Annotated in this window: 15 protein-coding genes and 2 pseudogenes; 14 read left to right on the top strand and 3 right to left on the bottom strand. The window is 54.8% G+C overall.

The genetic code is table 11. The features are described 5' to 3' along the window. Positions 1 to 7 precede the first annotated feature (7 nt). On the bottom strand, positions 8 to 424 hold the full coding sequence (locus ACFSX3_RS25890) for a hypothetical protein (protein WP_209993615.1): 417 nt from the start codon (positions 422 to 424) through the stop codon (positions 8 to 10). Between the two features lie 315 nt (positions 425 to 739). Here ACFSX3_RS25890 and ACFSX3_RS25885 point away from each other — a divergent pair, with 315 nt between their 5' ends. Genes ACFSX3_RS25885 through ACFSX3_RS25850 form a run of 8 tightly spaced genes read left to right on the top strand, consistent with a single transcriptional unit; the run spans position 740 to position 9,999 of the window. Beyond that, on the top strand, positions 740 to 4,414 hold the full coding sequence (locus ACFSX3_RS25885; RefSeq protein WP_209993614.1) for a nitrate reductase subunit alpha: 3,675 nt from the start codon (positions 740 to 742) through the stop codon (positions 4,412 to 4,414). Further along, the gene (gene narH, locus ACFSX3_RS25880; RefSeq protein ID WP_209993613.1) at positions 4,404 to 5,975 is read left to right on the top strand and encodes a nitrate reductase subunit beta; all 1,572 of its coding nucleotides are present in this window, start codon (positions 4,404 to 4,406) and stop codon (positions 5,973 to 5,975) included. Before ACFSX3_RS25885 ends, narH begins: the two co-directional genes overlap by 11 nt. Continuing rightward, the gene (gene narJ, locus ACFSX3_RS25875; RefSeq protein WP_209993612.1) at positions 5,968 to 6,534 is read left to right on the top strand and encodes a nitrate reductase molybdenum cofactor assembly chaperone; all 567 of its coding nucleotides are present in this window, start codon (positions 5,968 to 5,970) and stop codon (positions 6,532 to 6,534) included. The genes narH and narJ overlap by 8 nt, the downstream gene beginning before the upstream one ends. After that, positions 6,531 to 7,217: a respiratory nitrate reductase subunit gamma gene (gene narI, locus ACFSX3_RS25870; protein WP_173131007.1), complete on the top strand. Its 687-nt coding sequence runs from the start codon at positions 6,531 to 6,533 to the stop codon at positions 7,215 to 7,217. The genes narJ and narI overlap by 4 nt, the downstream gene beginning before the upstream one ends. Before the next feature lie 52 nt (positions 7,218 to 7,269). Continuing rightward, positions 7,270 to 7,728: a GAF domain-containing protein gene (locus ACFSX3_RS25865; RefSeq protein WP_209993611.1), complete on the top strand. Its 459-nt coding sequence runs from the start codon at positions 7,270 to 7,272 to the stop codon at positions 7,726 to 7,728. Beyond that, entirely contained in the window at positions 7,728 to 8,792 is a 1,065-nt protein-coding gene (locus ACFSX3_RS25860; protein ID WP_379258903.1) for a sensor histidine kinase, read from the top strand. Before ACFSX3_RS25865 ends, ACFSX3_RS25860 begins: the two co-directional genes overlap by 1 nt. Positions 8,793 to 8,799: 7 nt before the next feature. Further along, complete coding sequence (locus ACFSX3_RS25855) at positions 8,800 to 9,447, top strand: response regulator transcription factor (protein ID WP_209993610.1); 648 nt, start codon at positions 8,800 to 8,802, stop codon at positions 9,445 to 9,447. 24 nt (positions 9,448 to 9,471) lie between these two features. Next, entirely contained in the window at positions 9,472 to 9,999 is a 528-nt protein-coding gene (locus ACFSX3_RS25850; protein ID WP_209993609.1) for a hemerythrin domain-containing protein, read from the top strand. Positions 10,000 to 10,088: 89 nt separating this feature from the next. Here ACFSX3_RS25850 and ACFSX3_RS25845 read toward each other — a convergent pair. Beyond that, positions 10,089 to 10,547: pseudogene (locus ACFSX3_RS25845) on the bottom strand (Rpn family recombination-promoting nuclease/putative transposase); the annotation flags it as partial. A gap of 270 nt (positions 10,548 to 10,817) precedes the next feature. On the opposite strand from ACFSX3_RS25845, the gene ACFSX3_RS25840 reads away from it, so the two are divergent. From ACFSX3_RS25840 to ilvB, 4 genes are read left to right on the top strand one after another with little or no spacing between them, the layout of a single operon-like run. Continuing rightward, positions 10,818 to 12,308, top strand: a complete 1,491-nt coding sequence (locus ACFSX3_RS25840; RefSeq protein ID WP_209993608.1) for a nitrate/nitrite transporter — start codon at positions 10,818 to 10,820, stop codon at positions 12,306 to 12,308. A 41-nt stretch (positions 12,309 to 12,349) separates the two neighbouring features. Next, positions 12,350 to 13,600 carry a molybdopterin molybdotransferase MoeA gene (locus ACFSX3_RS25835; protein ID WP_209993607.1) on the top strand — a complete coding sequence of 417 codons (1,251 nt, stop codon included), beginning with the start codon at positions 12,350 to 12,352 and terminating at the stop codon, positions 13,598 to 13,600. 25 nt (positions 13,601 to 13,625) lie between these two features. Then, the gene (moaA, locus tag ACFSX3_RS25830) at positions 13,626 to 14,642 is read left to right on the top strand and encodes a GTP 3',8-cyclase MoaA (RefSeq protein ID WP_209993606.1); all 1,017 of its coding nucleotides are present in this window, start codon (positions 13,626 to 13,628) and stop codon (positions 14,640 to 14,642) included. A gap of 28 nt (positions 14,643 to 14,670) precedes the next feature. Next, the gene (ilvB, locus tag ACFSX3_RS25825; protein ID WP_209993605.1) at positions 14,671 to 16,347 is read left to right on the top strand and encodes a biosynthetic-type acetolactate synthase large subunit; all 1,677 of its coding nucleotides are present in this window, start codon (positions 14,671 to 14,673) and stop codon (positions 16,345 to 16,347) included. A gap of 84 nt (positions 16,348 to 16,431) precedes the next feature. On the opposite strand, the gene ACFSX3_RS25820 is transcribed toward ilvB, so the two are convergent. Then, positions 16,432 to 17,145, bottom strand: a complete 714-nt coding sequence (locus ACFSX3_RS25820) for a YwiC-like family protein (RefSeq protein WP_209993604.1) — start codon at positions 17,143 to 17,145, stop codon at positions 16,432 to 16,434. A gap of 192 nt (positions 17,146 to 17,337) precedes the next feature. On the opposite strand from ACFSX3_RS25820, the gene mobB reads away from it, so the two are divergent. Both mobB and mobA read left to right on the top strand, forming a co-directional pair. Next, the gene (mobB, locus tag ACFSX3_RS25815; RefSeq protein ID WP_209993603.1) at positions 17,338 to 17,910 is read left to right on the top strand and encodes a molybdopterin-guanine dinucleotide biosynthesis protein B; all 573 of its coding nucleotides are present in this window, start codon (positions 17,338 to 17,340) and stop codon (positions 17,908 to 17,910) included. A gap of 15 nt (positions 17,911 to 17,925) precedes the next feature. After that, positions 17,926 to 18,381, top strand: a pseudogene (gene mobA, locus ACFSX3_RS25810) (molybdenum cofactor guanylyltransferase); the annotation flags it as partial. Positions 18,382 to 18,400 lie beyond the last annotated feature (19 nt).

The following is an 18,400-nucleotide window of genomic DNA, read 5'->3' as shown; positions in this document are numbered from 1 at the left end:
AGCCATGCTACTCCCCGAACAGAAGACGTTCCTCATCCCGGCTATGAATCGCATTCACTACCAGCAGCGCGTGGAATTGGTGAAGCACCGCAGGAGTAAGCCCTTCTTCCGCCAGCAGGACTTTGACATCCTGTACGATGATCCGCAATAGCTCATGATCCCGCTTCAGCCGGGTAACGGCTTCCTGCAGGCTCGGCTGCTTCGCGGTCATCTCCTGGTAGAAGCCGTCTTCTTCCGCATCGGCGTGGCTGAGAATCCGCGTCTCCCAATACTCAATCAAGTGGTCAGCCGCCTGGCGGGCCACTTCGGCTTCCTTCATCTCCAGCAGTTCTTCCACTTCTTCTGTCTTGGCTACAGCACCGGAGAGCCCGCCCTGATGTATGGCATGATGGGCGTGCAGCTGGCGCAGTGAGGGTCCTGACATCCTTATTCATCCTCCCATGTATTGCACCTATAAGATTTCATATGTTCCACAGTATAACACATAGGGCTGCAGTGGAATTCCCGCTAAGAGCTTCCCCCGGGTATAAAGAGGGAACTCCCTAATGGGGACTCCTGCCCGGCAGGTTCCATGCAGAATCACAGCTTTTCTCCTCAGCGGGAAAGGCTTGTTTGCTGTGGGCTGAGATCGAGGGAATTCCCGAGGTTCAATAGGTGTTTCCCTAATGGGAAGCGCGGCCGGGTAGATCCATAATGAGATTAATTGAATAGATTCGCGGAAAAGGAGTGTTCTGGATACATGAAGAAGAAATTCGGCCTTAACTTTTTTAAGCCGGTGGAGAGCTATTCCGGGAACTGGTCCATACTTGAAGAGAAAAATAGAGATTGGGAGAACATGTACCGCCAGCGCTGGTCTCACGATAAAGTAGTACGCACTACCCATGGGGTCAACTGTACAGGCTCCTGCAGCTGGAAGGTGTTCGTGAAGAACGGAATCATCACCTGGGAGAACCAGCAGATCGACTATCCGTCCTGCGGACCGGACATGCCGGAGTTTGAACCGCGCGGCTGTCCCCGCGGAGCCACCTTCTCCTGGTACGAATATAGTCCGCTGCGCGTGAAGTACCCTTATATCCGGGGGAAGCTGTGGCGGTTGTGGCAGACGGCGCTCCAGGAGCATGACAATTATGTCGATGCCTGGGCCAGTATTGTGGAAGATCCCGAGAAGGCCAGCCTGTATAAGAAGGCGCGGGGCAAAGGCGGTCATGTCCGGGTAGCCTGGGACGACGCATTGCGGCTGATCGCGGCACAGCTGATCTATACGATCCGTAAGTACGGTCCCGACCGTATCGCCGGGTTCACCCCGATTCCGGCCATGTCGATGGTCAGCTACGCTTCGGGTGCACGGTTCATCTCGCTCCTGGGCGGTCAAATGCTGAGCTTCTATGACTGGTATGCCGATCTTCCTCCGGCTTCGCCGCAGATCTGGGGCGAGCAGACAGATGTCCCGGAATCCTCGGACTGGTACAACGCCGGTTACCTGGTGATGTGGGGCTCGAACGTACCGCTTACCCGGACGCCGGATGCCCACTTCATGACCGAAGTGCGTTATAAAGGAACCAAGGTCGTATCGGTAGCTCCGGATCTCGCCGAGAACGTCAAATTCGCCGACAATTGGCTGGCACCGAATCCCGGTTCGGACGCAGCGCTTGCCCAGGCCATGACGCATGTCATCCTGCAGGAATTCTACCAGGAACGCCAGGAGCCGATGTTCCTGAATTATGCGAAGCAATATACCGACATGCCGTTCCTGATTCTGCTTGATCCCCATGAGGATCACCTGAAGGGCGGACGGTTCCTGCGGGCGAGCGATCTTGGAGATACCTCCCCGCATTCAGACTGGAAGCCGGTCATCTTCGATGAGGCTACAGGTGAGATGATGGTTCCGAACGGTACGATGGGGCAGCGCTGGGAAGAGGGCAAGAAGTGGAACCTGATTCTGGAGCGGGAGGACGGCAGCAGGGTCGAGCCGGCCCTGACCATGGAAGGCCATGGGGAAGAGTGGACAGAGATCGTGTTCCCGTATTTCGACAATGCCGGTAACGGCACGTTCAGCCGGATCATTCCGGCCCGGAAGATGAAGCTTGCGGACGGTACAGAACGTTATGTAGCCACGGTCTATGATCTGATGATGAGCCAATACGGCATTAAGCGCAGAGACAGTCTGCTGAACGCCAAGGGGTATGAGGATGCCGGATCTCATTACACTCCGGCCTGGCAAGAGAAGATTACCACCGTGAAGGCAAGTGTTGTCGTTCAGATTGCCCGTGAGTTTGCCCAGAACTCCATTGAGACGGGCGGACGCTCCATGATTATCATGGGGGCAGGCATCAACCACTGGTTCAACAGTGATACCATCTACCGCTCCATTCTGAATCTGGTCGTACTGACTGCCTCCCAGGGCGTCAACGGCGGCGGCTGGGCCCATTATGTCGGCCAGGAGAAATGCCGTCCGATTGAGGGCTGGTCAACCGTTGCATTTGCCAAGGACTGGCAGGGGCCGTCGCGGCAGCAGAACGCAACCTCGTTCTTCTACTTTGCCACAGAGCAGTGGCGTTATGAGGAGAGCGGCACCGATTCGCTGAAATCGCCGACAGGCGGGGATGTAGCTTACCAGCATCCGGCGGATTACAACGTTCTGGCTGCGCGTCTCGGCTGGCTGCCTTCCTTCCCGCAATTTAACAAGAACAGCCTGCTGTTCGCCGAGGAAGCTGCGCAGCAGGGCAAGAAGACGAACAGTGAGATTATCAGCCACACCGTGGAAGAGATCACCTCGCGGAAGACACGTTTTGCTGTGGAAGATCCCGGCGCACCGGAGAACTTCCCACGCTCCCTGTTCATCTGGCGCTCGAACCTGATCTCCAGCTCCGCCAAAGGCCAGGAATACTTCATGAAGCATTTGCTTGGAGCCTCGGACGGTCTGCTGGCGGAGCCGAATGAAGAACAGAAGCCGGAGGAGATTGTCTGGCGCGGGGATGTGGAAGGCAAGCTGGATCTGATGGTGGCCCTGGATTTCCGGATGACGACTACGCCGCTGTATGCGGATATTGTCCTGCCTGCTGCAACCTGGTATGAGAAGACAGATCTGTCGTCCACCGACATGCATCCGTTCGTCCATCCGTTCAATCCGGCCGTGAATCCGTTATGGGAATCCCGTTCCGACTGGGATATCTACCGCCAATTGTCAGAGGTATTCTCCGAGATGGCGAAGTCGCAGCTCCCTGGCGTCTATAAAGATGTGGTGATGTCTCCGCTGGGCCATGACTCCATCAGTGAAATTTCACAGCCGATGGGTCTGGTCAAGGATTGGACCAAGGGCGAAGTGCCGGCCATTCCGGGTAAAACCATGCCGAACTTCACCATTGTGGAGCGGGATTACACCCAGATTCATGACAAATACACTTCGCTTGGACCGAATCTGGCAACCGGCAAGGCAGGCGCGCACGGCATCAGCTTCTCAGTCGCTGAAGAATATGAGGAGCTTAAGAAGATCAGCGGCGTGCATTACGATGAAACCATCAAAAACGGATTACCGAAGCTGCAAACCGCCCGTCAGGCTGCGGATACCATTCTTCATCTGTCTTCAGCCACCAACGGCCGCGTCTCCCAGAAGGCCTATGCTGCGGCAGAACAGGATTCAGGTGTAGAGCTCCGTGACATCTCGGCAGACCGGGCCGCCGAGAAAATTACGTTCCAGAGCATCACCGCCCAGCCGCGCGAAGTGATTCCGACCCCGGTATTCAGCGGCTCGAACAAGCAAGGGCGGCGTTATTCACCGTTCACTACGAATATCGAACGTCTCGTTCCGTTCCGCACCCTGACGGGAAGACAGCATTTCTACATTGACCATGAGATCTTCCAGCAGTTCGGCGAAGCGCTGCCGGTCTATAAGCCGACACTGCCTCCGATGGTCTTCGGGCCGCGCGACAAGGAAGTGAAGGGCGGGATGGATGCGCTGGTCCTGAGATATCTGACACCGCACGGGAAATGGAATATTCATTCAACCTATCAGGATAACCAGCACATGCTGACATTGTTCCGCGGCGGTCCGACGGTGTGGATCAATAATGAGGATGCAGCAGCCCATGACATTGCGGACAACGATTGGCTTGAAGTCTATAACCGTAATGGTGTCGTCACGGCACGAGCGGTTGTCAGTCACCGGATGCCCAGAGGCACCATGTTCATGTATCACGCCCAGGATAAGCATATTCAGGTGCCGGGCTCCGAGATTACGGATACGCGCGGCGGAAGCCACAATGCGCCAACCCGGATTCATCTGAAGCCAACCCAGATGGTCGGCGGATATGCACAGCTCAGCTACGGCTTCAACTACTACGGTCCGATCGGCAACCAGCGTGATGTCTACGTAGCCGTCCGCAAAATGAAGGAGGTCAACTGGCTTGAAAATTAAAGCGCAAGTGGCAATGGTAATGAATCTGGATAAATGCATCGGCTGCCACACCTGCAGCGTGACCTGCAAGACGACCTGGACGAACCGCAAGGGTGCGGAATATATGTGGTTCAACAATGTGGAGACGAAGCCGGGCATCGGTTATCCGAAGCGCTGGGAAGACCAGGAGCTGTACAAGGGGGGCTGGCAGCTGCGCAAGGGCAAGCTTGAGCTGAAATCCGGCAATAAGCTGTCCAAGATCGCGCTCGGCAAGATTTTCTACAACCCTGACATGCCGGAAATGAAGGATTATTATGAGCCGTGGACGTACAACTACGAGCATCTGACGAATGCAGGGGAGCAGAAGCATTCCCCGGTAGCACGGGCCCACTCTGCTGTAACGGGCGAGAAGATGGATCTGGAATGGGGGCCGAACTGGGAGGATGATCTGGCAGGCGCGCATGTAACCGGACCGCTTGACCCGAACATTCAGAAGATCGAGGAAGAGATCAAGTTCAACTTCGAGAAATCCTTCATGATCTATTTGCCCCGTCTGTGCGAACATTGCCTGAACCCGAGCTGCGTGGCGTCCTGTCCTTCAGGAGCGATGTACAAACGGGATGAGGACGGAATCGTACTGGTAGACCAGGAGGCCTGCCGCGGCTGGAGATATTGTATGACCGGCTGTCCGTATAAGAAGGTGTACTTCAATTGGCAGACGAACAAAGCGGAGAAATGCACATTCTGCTTCCCTCGTGTGGAGGCAGGTCTGCCAACGGTATGCTCCGAGACCTGCACCGGCCGTATCCGTTATCTCGGGGTGCTGCTGTATGATGCCGACAAGGTGCTTGAGGCGGCGTCCACCCCGGACGAGAAGGATCTGTATAAGGCACAATGTGATTTGTTCCTGAATCCGCATGATCCGGAGATTATGGCTCAGGCCAGACAAGACGGCATCTCCGAGGACTGGCTGGAGGCTGCGCAGAACTCGCCGGTCTACAAGCTGGCGATTGAGCACAAGCTGGCCTTCCCGCTTCACCCGGAATACCGGACCCTGCCGATGGTATGGTACGTCCCGCCGCTTAGCCCGATTATGAATTACTTTGAAGGCAAGGATTCGCTGAAGAATCCCGATATGATCTTCCCGGCGATTGAAGAGATGCGCACGCCTATCCAGTACCTGGCGAATATGCTGACAGCCGGCGATACGGAGACTGTGAAGGAAGCTCTGCAGCGGATGGCGATGATGCGCTCCTATATGCGCGCCCAGTCCACCGGCCAGGAGTTCGATCTCAGCCGTCTTGACCGGGTCGGTATGACCGCACAGCAGACGGAGGAAATGTACCGGCTGCTCGCAATCGCCAAATACGAAGACCGTTTCGTCATCCCGACCTCCCACAAGGAGCAGCACATGAATCCTTACCGTGCCCAAGGCTCAGCCGGTTACGGCAACGGGATGGGCGATATGGGCTCCGGCTCCGGCTGTGACGGCTGCGGACCGGCCAGCCCTTCCGGCGATACCATGAAGACGGGCAAGGAGATGTATGAAGAGAATTTCTACGGGGGGATCTGGCGTGATTGATCTGATCAAACTGCATCATTATAAGCAATCCTTCGGTTATTTCGCCCTGCAGCTCATGTACCCGGAGAAGCTGGATTTCCATCCGGCTCTGCTGGAAGAGGCGTTTGACCCCCATCACCCGGGCTATGCCCATGTGCAGACCTATTGGCAGCAGATGCAGAGCTTCAGCCTGGAAGAGATTCAGGAGAATTATGCAGCCACCTTTGATTTCCAGAAGGACTGTGCGCTCTATATGACCTATTTCAAATTTGAGGAGGCCAAGGAACGCGGGCAAATGCTCGCCAAGCTGAAGCTTCTGTATGAAATGTTCGGCCTTATCATGCCGGAGAGTGAGCTGCCTGATTATTTGCCGCTGATGTGCGAATTTCTATATGCCGCAGAGTGGCTGGATGTCCCTGGCGCGCCGGAGAACTTCCGGATGCTGATTGCGGTGCTGGAGGATGGCACGTATCATCTGCTCAAGGCGCTGGAGCGTAATGAAAGTCCTTATTATCACCTGGTTAGAGGTTTGCGTGATACCTTCAAAGCTTGTGCGGAACAGGAGGCCCTGAGTCAATGAATATGGCGGGTCAGTTTTTATGGGTTATTTTCCCTTATATGTGTATGGTGGTGTTTGTCGGCGGTCATATTGCCCGCTACCGGAAGGATCAGTTCAACTGGACGGCCAAATCCAGTGAATTCATTGAGAAAAAACAGCTGAAATTCGGCAGCATTCTGTTCCACCTCGGCATCATGCCGGTCATTCTCGGCCACATCGGCGGGCTAGCCGTTCCAAAATCCTGGCTGGAGGCCGTAGGCGTAAGTGATCATCTGTACCACATTGGCGCAGTATACATCGGCGGAATCTTCGGTGCGGCTACCCTGCTCGGGATGCTGATTCTGACCTCACGGCGCTTCACACTGAAGAATGTCCGCCGGCTCAGCAGCGCTTCCGATCTGATTGTCAACTCGCTGCTCCTGTTCATTGTATTCATGGGGATGTACTCCACTATTGTCACGAATGTGGTACAGCCGGAGTTCGATTACCGGGATACGATTTCTGTGTGGTTCCGCGGCTTGTTCCTGTTCCGGCCGGACCCGTCGCTGATGAGCGGAGTGCCCTTCTCCTTCAAGCTTCACATCCTGTCAGGGTTCGCAATCTTTGCCTTCTGGCCGTTCACCCGGCTGGTCCATGTCTGGAGCGTTCCGTTGAATTATGTAGGCAGAAGTTATATCCTATACAGAAGAAATAAATCAAATTAACGGACAGAGCAGCGTGGACTTCTTTCCCTGTTCTATCCGAGGAGAGAAAGCGATGATGAATCAGGTGGATTACCAAATCAAGCTTGACCAGATCCGCATAGCCCTGGGGTATGACTTCATGTCGCTGGCGTTCGCCGAACCGGCGGAATATGACTATGTGATCCGGTGGAAATACGCCTCAGGCAATATCAGTGACCGTTACAAACGGATTGTGCTACAGTCCGGCAGAGGGATTGCAGGAATCGTATTCAAGACTGGTAAGCCGTTCTTGATTCCGTCTGTCAAGCTCGTAGTGAAGGCCGATACCTTATTCAATTATCCCATCACCAAGATAGAGAATCTGAACAGCATCGGGGCTGTGCCGATGTGGAATGATGCCCGTGTGGCAGGCGTGCTTCTGGGCGGCTTCCGGGGTGAACAGCAGGTAACCGCTGAAATGCTTAAAGACCTGGAAGCGGTAGCGCGGAGGGGGATTGGAGACTTGAACGGGAAGGAATTGTTGCTCAGTTGATGATATCCGGAACGGATTTGCGTAGCACGCTCATGACGAAGCTGTTCGAGAACAGCTCGGAAGCGATGTTCTTTTTTGACCGGGAAGGGAAAGCGTTGGCTATGAATCCGGCTGCCGAGACCATCGTCGACAAGGATGTTCTGAAGCAGCTGTATCAGGGGAATCCTGAAGCACTCTGCGGAACCTGCCGGGGATATACCAGTGAGACGGAGCTGCGTACCTGCCTGAATTGTTATTTTCATACACCGGACTTGGAGGAGTTCACCTCGTATCAAGTCTATCTGGAGACTAGGGACAAGGGGGTTGTCCCTTATGCGGCAACCTTCCACACTATAGATGAAGAGAACGGGATCAGAATCTTCATGCTCAGGGATCTGACGAGACAGTTCAAGACGCAGGAGAAGTTCTACCAGAACAAGATGATGAAGCATATTATTGAGGCCCAGGAGAATGAACGCAAGCGGATCTCCCGTGAACTGCATGATAGCGTTGCGCAAGAGCTGATGAGTGCTGTGATTGATCTGCGTGTGCTGAAATATATGACAGCCGACGACGGGCTGCTGAAGAAGATGAAGCAAACTGAAGTGTCCATGACCCGGCTGCTGAATGATATCCGCAACCTCTCGGTAGAGCTTAGACCGGCTGCCTTGGATGACTTCGGGCTGGAGGCGGCCTTCCGCTCCCACTTCAAGCGGGTGGAACAAACCTACGGCCTGCTGATTGAATATGAATCCCGGCTCTCGGAGAAGCGGTATGGGAGCGAGATTGAGACGGTCATGTACCGGGTATGCCAGGAGGCTGTGCTGAACGCCCTGAAGTATGCGCAGGTAGACAGCGTCAGGGTCTCGCTTACCGAGACCGGCGGCATCCTTCTGCTGCGGGTTGAGGATGAGGGTATCGGCTTCCATCCGGGAGACGAGCCTGCGGGAACCGGCCTTGGCCTGTTCGGGATGCAGGAACGGGCGGAGCTGGTGGGCGGCACCTTCAGTGTGGATTCACAGCTGGGCAAGGGGACCCGAATTGTTTTGCAGGTGCCGGTAGGGATGGCCCAAGGAAAGGAATGAGCTTCAGATGAAGATCGTCATTGCAGACGACCATGCAATTGTTCGCAGCGGATTCTCCATGATTCTCAATTTCCAGGATGACATTGAAGTGATCGGAGCGGCGGCTGACGGCAGGGAGGCTTATACCATGGTAGCCAAGTTCCGGCCGGACATTCTGATCATGGATTTAAGTATGCCTCCGGGAGAAAGCGGGCTGACCGCGACCGGCAAGATTAAAGAGGATTATCCCGATACCAAAATTCTGATTCTCACGATGCATGACGATGATGAATATCTTTTCCATGTCCTGAAGAGCGGGGCCTCCGGTTATGTGCTCAAGAGTGCGCCTGACGAGGAGCTGCTGCTGGCCATCCGGACTATCTATGAAGGCGGCACTTATATTCATCCCAAGATGGCTACGTCGCTGGTCCGCGAGTTCATTAAGCAGGAGAAGACCGCCGGGACCGAGGACCTGTTCGAGCTGTTGTCCAAGCGGGAGCTGGAGATTCTGCCGCTCATTGCCAAGGGATACGGGAATAAGGAGATCGCCGAGAAGCTCTTCATTTCCGTGAAGACCGTGGAAGCCCACAAAGCCAAAATTATGGAGAAATTAAACCTTAAAAGCCGGCCGGAGCTGGTCGAATATGCTTTGAGGAAAAAAATGCTGGATTTCTGACCGGCAACGGGAGGGGGTAGCTGTATGCCGGAACATGCAGGCCTCAGGTTTACGCTGCCCGCGATGCGTATCCTTGAGAATGAACACCGCTATTTATCTTTTCTGATGGAGGAATGGCATGAGCTCGTGCTGTGGTATGAGCAGGAGCCGCTCGCTCTGGAAGAGGCCCGGACCCGGCTCCATAAGCTGCGCCAGGCGATCCTGGAGTTCGTGGAGCCGCTGAAGAAGCATACCGGGAAGGAAGAAACGCATTTCTTCCCGCTGCTGGGTAATTATATCGGCTTTGAGCAAGGGCCGCTGGCCGGCATCCAGGAGGAGCACCGCGAGATTGACGGATATATCGGGCATTTCCTGCACCACTCCGAGGGGAATATAGACCAGATGCCGCTTGAGGCGATCCGTTCAGCCGTTCAGGATGCGGGGGAGGCCTTTGAGGTGCTGACGGTGCATTTTGTCAAAGAAGAGACGGTGATCTTTCCGATGGGCGAGACCCAGTTGAGCGCGAAGGACAAGGAACGTTTAAGTGAACAGTTAAATACGCTGATTACGTGACAAAAAACAGGCCGCTCCAATTCCATTGGGGCGGCTTTTTGATACTTTTGATAATAGAAGAATTCATACTTTTTCAACAGGAGGTTCGGTCAGTACTTCCCCATCTGTGATTTCAACCTTAAGATTTGTTGTTCTGTGAGACCTGAAGCTTTAAGAATAACTGAGGTTTCTACTCCAAGCGCAAGAAGTTCAAGTACTATGGCTTCTGCCTTTTTTTGTTCACCCTTAGCAATTCCCTCCGCAATTCCTTCAGCAATTCCTTCCGCACGCCCTTCCGCTTTAGCACCGTTCATCCGTGAAGCCTCGTCACGCAAATACTTCATCCGGGCATCATACTCCATACGTGTAGCGGCATCCTGGCTCAGAAATTCAAGTGTATCCATTGCTTTTTTTAACATGGGTTCATTCATGGTCAGCACCTCCCAGTTTGGTTGTTCAACACCCTTCAGGAATAATAACCAGTTGATTAAACCGCCTGTTAACGGTATTACCTGCTCCTCGAGCTTTGTTAATTCCATCACATGAATCTCCAGATCATTGTTAAGCGGAAATCACTCCAATTTAATAGGCTTATTATATCATGGCAGAATTACGCGTTGTAGACATAATCAGCCTTTTTGTATACACATAATGCTATTCTGTCCCTAAAACTCTGTAATGCATACAGTCAATTAGGTAGCGTTATTTTTTTAGGGTTTACCCTGTCAGGGAAAGGGGACTCCCCTATATCTGAGCCGGGGGACGGCAGATACAATGAGTACAGGAAGTATTGATAACAGGAAATCATCACAAGAAAAAACGGCGAAAAGGTGAAACGAATGATTAAAAAAATGCAATTGCCGCTGCAAACCTTAAACTTGATTACCGGATTCATGGTGTGGGTGATTATCTCATCGCTGATGCCCTTTATCTCGGAGGATATCAGCATCCCTCCCGGGCGGCTGGCGATGGTGACGGCCATTCCGGTCGTGCTTGGCTCGATTCTGAGAATTCCGCTGGGCTACTATGCGAATATTCTGGGGGCGCGGATTATTTTTATGTCCAGCTTCGTGCTGCTGCTGTTCCCGGTCTACTTCATCAGTGTGGCTTCAACCGTAACCCATCTGATTATCGGCGGCCTGTTCCTGGGTGTCGGCGGCGCGGTCTTCTCCGTAGGGGTAACCTCTTTGCCGAAGTACTATCCGAAGGAGAAGCACGGTCTGATTAACGGTATCTATGGAATCGGGAATCTCGGCACAGCGGTTACAACCTTCTCGGCGCCTATCCTGGCAGCACAGTTCGGCTGGGCTAACGCAGTCAAAATGTATCTGATTCTGCTGCTGGTCTTCATCGTCCTTAATTTCTTCTTCGGGGACCGTCAGGAGCCCAAGCTCCGCACTCCGATTATTGAACAAATCAAGGGCGTGTCCAGGAACGAGAAGCTCTGGCTGTTCTCCTTGTTCTATTTCATTACCTTTGGCTCCTTCGTAGCCTTTACCATTTATCTGCCGAATTTTCTGGTATCCAGTTTTGGTCTGGACAAAGTGGACGCCGGGATGCGCACCGCTGGCTTCATCGCAGTAGCGACCTTCTTCCGTCCGATCGGCGGCTGGCTGGCTGACAAGTTCCAGCCTTTGTTCCTGCTAATCTTCACCTTCAGTATCTATACGGTTGCAGCCATTATTCTGGCCTTCATGCCGGACATGGGCTTATATACAGCAGGATGCCTGGCGATAGCGGTGAGTGCGGGAATCGGCAACGGGGTCATCTTCAAGCTGGTTCCGCTGTACTTCAACAAGCAGGCGGGAATTGCCAACGGGATCGTGTCGATGATGGGTGGTCTGGGCGGATTCTTCCCTCCGATTATGCTATCTGTGATTCATGCGGCAACCGGACAATATTCCATTGGCTTCATGCTGCTGTCTCAGGTAGCGCTGGCCAGTCTGGTGCTTGTGGTATGGCTGTACTTCCAGGACCGGCTGGCCCTTACCTCTGAAGTGTTCAATTCGACCGGCCAGGGGATTCTGGTCACGGATGTGTCCGGCCACATCAAGACGGTCAATCCGGCCTTCACGAGGCTTACCGGCTTTAGCGAAGAAGAGGTGCTTGGCAAACAGCCAAGCCTGCTGAAATCCGGCCGCCAGCCGAAGGACTTTTACCGCGTGATGTGGGGTGAGGTCAAGGCAAAGGGCATGTGGCAGGGCGAGATCTGGAACAAGCGCAAAAATGGAGAAGAATACCTGCAGTGGCTGAATATCAGCGCTGTGAAGGATGAGACTGGTGAAGATGTCCGGTATGTAGGCACCTTCAGCGATATTACGCAGAAATAAACGGGGATTGGGTATCCAGTCCGACACCGGGTTAGGAGCAGATGAAGGTGGAGAAGACGAGAACGCCGGTTACTGTAGCAGAAGCTGTATTCAGGGTTACCGATAGAGTATGCCGCACAGGTACAGAGAGAGTCCCGCTTCATGCAAGTTATGGACGCATACTGGCGGAGCCGCTCACGGCAACCCATGATGTTCCGCATTTCACCCGTTCCCCGTATGACGGATATGCTATTGCTTCGGCAGATTCTGCCGGTGCTTCCGGCAGCAGCCGGGTCAGCTTCACGGTGGTGGATCATATCGGCGCCGGGGAAGTCTCACAGGCTGTGATCAGCCGCCATGAAGCGGTCCGCCTGATGACAGGGGCGGCGCTGCCGGCTGGAGCAGATGCGGTAGTCATGTTTGAACAAGCGGTGTCAGAGGGGCAGACGTTTACGATCCGCAAGGCGTTTGCACCGCAGGAGAATCTGTCTCTGCAGGGTGAGGATATGCTGGCAGGGGAAATGGTGATTCCGGCAGGCCGCTTCATTCATCCCGGAGTGATCGCGCTGCTCGCTACCTTCGGTTACGCGGAGGTAGAGACGGGGAGACGGCCGGTTGTAGGGATTCTGTCTACGGGAACCGAGCTGCTGGCTGTGAATTCACCCCTGGTCCCCGGCAAAATCCGTAACAGCAACGGACCGATGATTGCCGCCCAGCTCGCCCGGATGGGGATACCTTACCGGATGTATGATACGGAAGCGGACCAGCTCGAAGATTGCCTGCTGACAGTCCGCCGGGCCATGGCTGAAACCGACTGTCTGATCACAACGGGCGGAGTGTCGGTTGGAGATTATGACTATCTGCCGGAGATTTACAAGCGCCTCGGGGCTGAGGTGTTGTTCAACAAGGTGGCGATGCGCCCGGGCAGCGTGACTACAGTGGCAGTTGCCGGGGATACCTTCCTGTTCGGACTATCCGGCAATCCTTCAGCGTGCTTCACCGGCTTCGAGCTGTTCGTAAGACCTGCACTGCTTAAGATGATGGGGGCGGACCATTTGTATCTGCCGCGTACCACAGCCGTGCTGGCGGAGGATTTCGCCAAGGCGAATCCGTTCACCCGGTTCATCCGGGCGGTCTATGACGGGACCACGGTACGGCCCGCCGGCTTCAATAAGTCGGGTGCAGTATCGTCGATTGCACGCGGGAACTCCCTGATCGTGCTGCCGGGCGGGACAAGAGGTTATGCTTCAGGTGACACAGTGGATGTCCTGCTGCTGGGCACTGAAGAAGGTACGGATGAATGGGGACTGTAAGGTTACCGGAAGGAGATAGACGCACATGAATACTCATCCACTACAGGATCAGCTGCGGCGGCCTATCCATGATCTGCGGATATCGGTCACCGACCGGTGCAATTTCCGCTGCTCCTACTGCATGCCGAAGGAGATATTCGGTGAGGATTATGCCTTCCTCCCGGCCAGCGAGCTGCTTACCTTCGATGAAATCTGCCGGTTGACCAGGCTGTTCGTCTCGCTGGGTGTCAGCAAAATCCGCCTGACCGGAGGCGAACCGCTGATGCGCCGCCATCTGCCGGAGCTGGTTACCAAGATATCCGCCATTCCCGGTGTAGAGGATATGGGACTGACGACGAACGGAGTCCTGCTGGGCGGACAGGCAGCGCCGCTGTATGCTGCGGGCCTGCGCAGGCTGAATGTCAGCCTGGATGCGCTGGAGCCCGAGCTATTCGGCAGAATGAACGGGCGCGGCTTCAGGCCGGGAATGATTCTGGAGGCCATAGATCAGGCGGCAGCCGCCGGGTTCGAGGTCAAGGTGAATATGGTTGTCCAGCGGGGCGTGAACGAATCCGAGATTCTTCCGATGGCCGCCTATTTCAAGAAGCGGAAGATCACGCTGCGCTTCATCGAGTTCATGGATGTCGGCAACGATAACGGCTGGAGCTATGATAAGGTCGTCACCAAGCAAGAAATCCTGCAGCAGCTGCAAAGCGTCTATACGCTGGAAGCTCTTGAGCAGAATTACAGCGGCGAGGTCGCGCAGCGCTACGGCTATCTTGGCAGTCCGGCCCAGGTTGGCTTCATCACTTCCGTGTCTGAATCGTTCTGTTCCACCTGCTCGCGTGCCCGGCTGTCTTCTGACGGTAAGCTGTATACCTGCCTGTTTGCCTCCAAGGGCTTTGACCTTAGGATCATGCTGCGCGGAGGGGCTGGCGATGAAGAGCTGCTGGCAGCAATTAAGCAGGTATGGGAGCAGCGCAGCGACCGTTATTCCGATGAGCGGACGGAAGAGACCCACAGAAGCAAGGCCAAGATTGGCATGTCCTATATTGGAGGATAATTCGCATGACAGGAGACGAAGTGTAGCTATGAACGGAGCAGAACTGCTGATTGAGATGCTGATTGAGAAAAAGGTAGAGACCCTGTTTGGCTACCCCGGCGGTGCCGTATTGCCTCTATATGATGCGCTCTATGATAATGACAGGATTCAGCATGTGCTGGTCCGGCATGAGCAGGCTGCAGTCCATGCAGCGGACGGATATGCAAGAGCCACGGGGCGTCCGGGGGTGGCCCTCGTAACCAGTGGTCCCGGAGCCACCAATGCGGTCACCGGCATTGCCACAGCATTCATGGATTCTGTTCCGTTGATTGTGCTTACCGGCCAGGTCGCCACTGATCTCATTGGTCTGGATAGCTTTCAGGAAGTGGATATCTACGGAATGACCATGCCGGTCACGAAGCACAATTATATCGTCAGAGACATTGCCGAGCTTCCCAGAATCGTCCACGAAGCATTCCATGTAGCAGTCACGGGAAGACCGGGCCCCGTCCTGATCGATCTGCCGAAGAATGTCATGAATGCGGAGTTCATTCCCGTCAGTGAAGCGGCTGGGCCTTGCTCTACGCCGGTGATCCGGGGATACGAGCCGAATCCGTCCATTGATCCTGCGGATATTCTGCTTGCGGCAGAGCGGCTGAGCCGTGCAGAGCGGCCGCTGGTGCTGGTCGGCGGAGGCTGCATGCAGGGAGAGACCCCTGCCCTCTTGCGGGAATTCGCGGAGCGGCATCACTTCCCCGTGGCGAGTACGCTGATGGGGATCGGGGCTTTCCCTTCCGGGCATCCCCTGCATCTGGGAATGGTCGGGATGCATGGAACGGTGGCAGCCAACCGTGCGCTGCAAGGCGCCGATGTGGTGTTATGTCTCGGGGTACGGTTCAGCGACCGGGTAACCGGCAAGCGGAAGGCATTCTCGCCGGGATCTTACAAAATTCAAGTGGATCTGGATACCTCAGAGCTGAACAAGAACATCCCCGTAGAGCTTGCGGTGACTGGCTCTTGTGAGGAGCTGCTCAGAGGAATACAGGAACAGGTACATACCGCGGAGCATCCGCTCTGGGAGGAGCAGATTACGGTCTGGCGTCAGCGCAAGCCGAAGCCGGGCCGTGAACAAGGCACTAAGCTGACCCCGCAGGAAGTCATCCGCGCCCTCCAAAAGGCTACCGCAGGCGATGCGATGATTGCCACCGATGTCGGCCAGCATCAGATCTGGACGGCTACGCATTATGAATTCTCGGAAGCCCGCTCCTTCCTGACCTCAGGCGGGCTGGGAACGATGGGGTACGGCCTGCCTGCTGCGATTGGGGCGGCCGTTGCTTTTCCTGACCGCGATGTGGTGTGTATTACAGGGGATGGAAGCTTCCAGATGAATATGCAAGAGATTATGACCGCCGTGGATCACGGCCTGAATGTCAAGGTGGCAATCTTCAAGAACGGGTATCTGGGGATGGTACGGCAATGGCAGCAGCTGTTTCTGGGCCGGCGTTATTCCTCGGTGCGAATCAGCTCGCCGGATTTCGTTGCCTTGGCCAAGTCCTTCGGCGCTCACGGGTTCCGGGCACGAACGCTGGGTGAAGCGGAGCAGATTATTGAACAGGCTCTGCATACGGAAGGGCTGGTCGTGATGGAATTCGATATCACCGAAGAGGATAATGTCTATCCCATTGTGCCGCCGGGCTCAAGCAATCAGGATATGATCGTAGAATAGGCTGGCAGACCTGAAGGAAGCTCCTCTCGCGCGGATTGGCGAAGGAGCTTCCTGATTTTTGTCCAAGTAAACATTCTGGTTCTCCTAGAAATACAGCATCAGCACAGACACATACAACATGACGGAGAAGCCGATCTCGATGATTCCCGTACGTTTGGCCGTAATTCCTGTCCTCGGCAGAAGGGCTGCCCGCAGCAGCAGAACCAGCAGCGGGACCAGCAGTGAAGGGAACAGGTACAGACCGGCTGCGGCGAACAGCAGATGATAGACCACGGATCCATAATAGAAGCGGATATTGTTCCGCTCACGGATGACGGTTTTGACATAGAAGGCAGTTCCTATGAAGTACAGCACCGCCAGCACGAACAGCTCATTCACGGCCCTCCAGTTCTCCCCCTGCCCCACATAGAAGACGGGATAAATCACTAAGCAGAACGCAACAATTGCGGAGATATCATTAAGCAGGGCGCGTTCATTCCTGGTCCGGGCATAATAGAGGTTAACAGCGAATAACGGCAAGAGCAGCAGCACGAACCCCAGCAGCACAGGCTGGACAATCACGAGATAGAGGGCGAACGGAAGCAGCAGAAGTCCGTATAACCTGAGCGGCTGGGAATAACGTGCGAACTTCCGGGTCTTCACCCCCTGCAATAGCGGAAAGCTGAACAGATATATCAGCAGCCAGCAGACAAACAGCGGAATATGTATGAACTGTCCCTTGGAAGCGGCGACGCCCAGCAGAAACGGGAGAACGAGCATCGCCCAGGCGCCGTGCTGGTTGGGGATGTATTTTTTCATATAGCAATAGACCTCCTTCGCGGATATATCATGACATGTAAGCTACCAGACTCTTTAACTATACTTGTATCCGGCGGGGAAGGCTGGTGATTTGAAGCACAGTGGCGACCTGTCAGGCGATTAGGCGGGGAACGGGCAGCGGCCGGAATAGTGTATAATCGGAATAGACCTTCAAGCAGAGGAGCAGTTACCGTGACTACGGAATCTCAGCATGCGGCGGTACAGCGCCTAGTTCCTGTACTGCAAATTATCGGATACAAGAACAGCGGCAAAACAACCCTCGCCTGCCGGTTAATCGAGGCCTTGTCTGTGCAAGGACTACGGGTTGGCTCTGCCAAGCATGATGCCCATCTCTTCCAGCTGGATGATCCGGAAACGGATAGCAGCAAGCATCTTCTGTACGGTGCAGTGGAGACGGTATTGACCTCACCGGAGGCGACAAGGGTCATGCGCAGATCTGCGGCCTCACTGCGGGAAATCGCCGAGTCGATGCACGGCAGAGTAGATCTGGTAATTGCCGAGGGGTTCAAATCTGCGGATTATCCCAAGATCGCCCTAATTCGCCGCACTGAGGACCAGATAACGCTGCAAAAGGAAGCAACGAACATACGCCTGTGGTTAAGCTGGGAAGAGGCTGCGGAACTACAGAGTGAAGCGTCTGGTTCCCGGATTAGCCCGGATAGTCCGCCGGTATTGTCTTTGCGGGTTCAGGCGCTTGCGGATCAGGCGGTTATCGCACTGGCGCTGTCACTGCTTCAGTCCTAAATTCTGCTACAGGAGGTGCCTTTGGTGCTGACAGGAATAATACTGGCGGGCGGGCAGAACTCCCGGATGCAGGGCCGGAATAAGGCCCTCCTGACCTATCACGGGGAACCGTTCATTGTCCGGCAGGTGAGGGAGCTGCAGACCCTGTGCTCCAGCGTGATTGTGGTCACGAACCATCCTTCCCTGTATCTGGAACGTCTTTCATCGGATATTCTATATATACCGGATGTTTATGCCGGGCATGGGCCGCTGAGCGGGTTTCATGCCGCTTTTGCCCATGTAAAGACGGACTATGCCTGGGTGGTAAGCTGTGACAGTCCTAATATATCAGCTCCGGCCGCCGCATGGATGCTTACCCGGCTTGAAGCAGGCGGTTATGACGCAGTTCTGCCCGTGATTGACGGCAAGCATCAGATGCTGCATGGCGTATACCGGCCGCACCGGCTCCTGCCGGACATTACGGCAAGACTGGAGAACCGTGAGTACCGGC

The organism is Paenibacillus rhizoplanae, from assembly GCF_042684125.1.
Lineage (GTDB): Bacteria > Bacillota > Bacilli > Paenibacillales > Paenibacillaceae > Paenibacillus_AQ > Paenibacillus_AQ rhizoplanae.
Note: the sequence above shows the minus strand (reverse complement) of the source record. Positions and strands in the feature narration are given on the sequence as shown.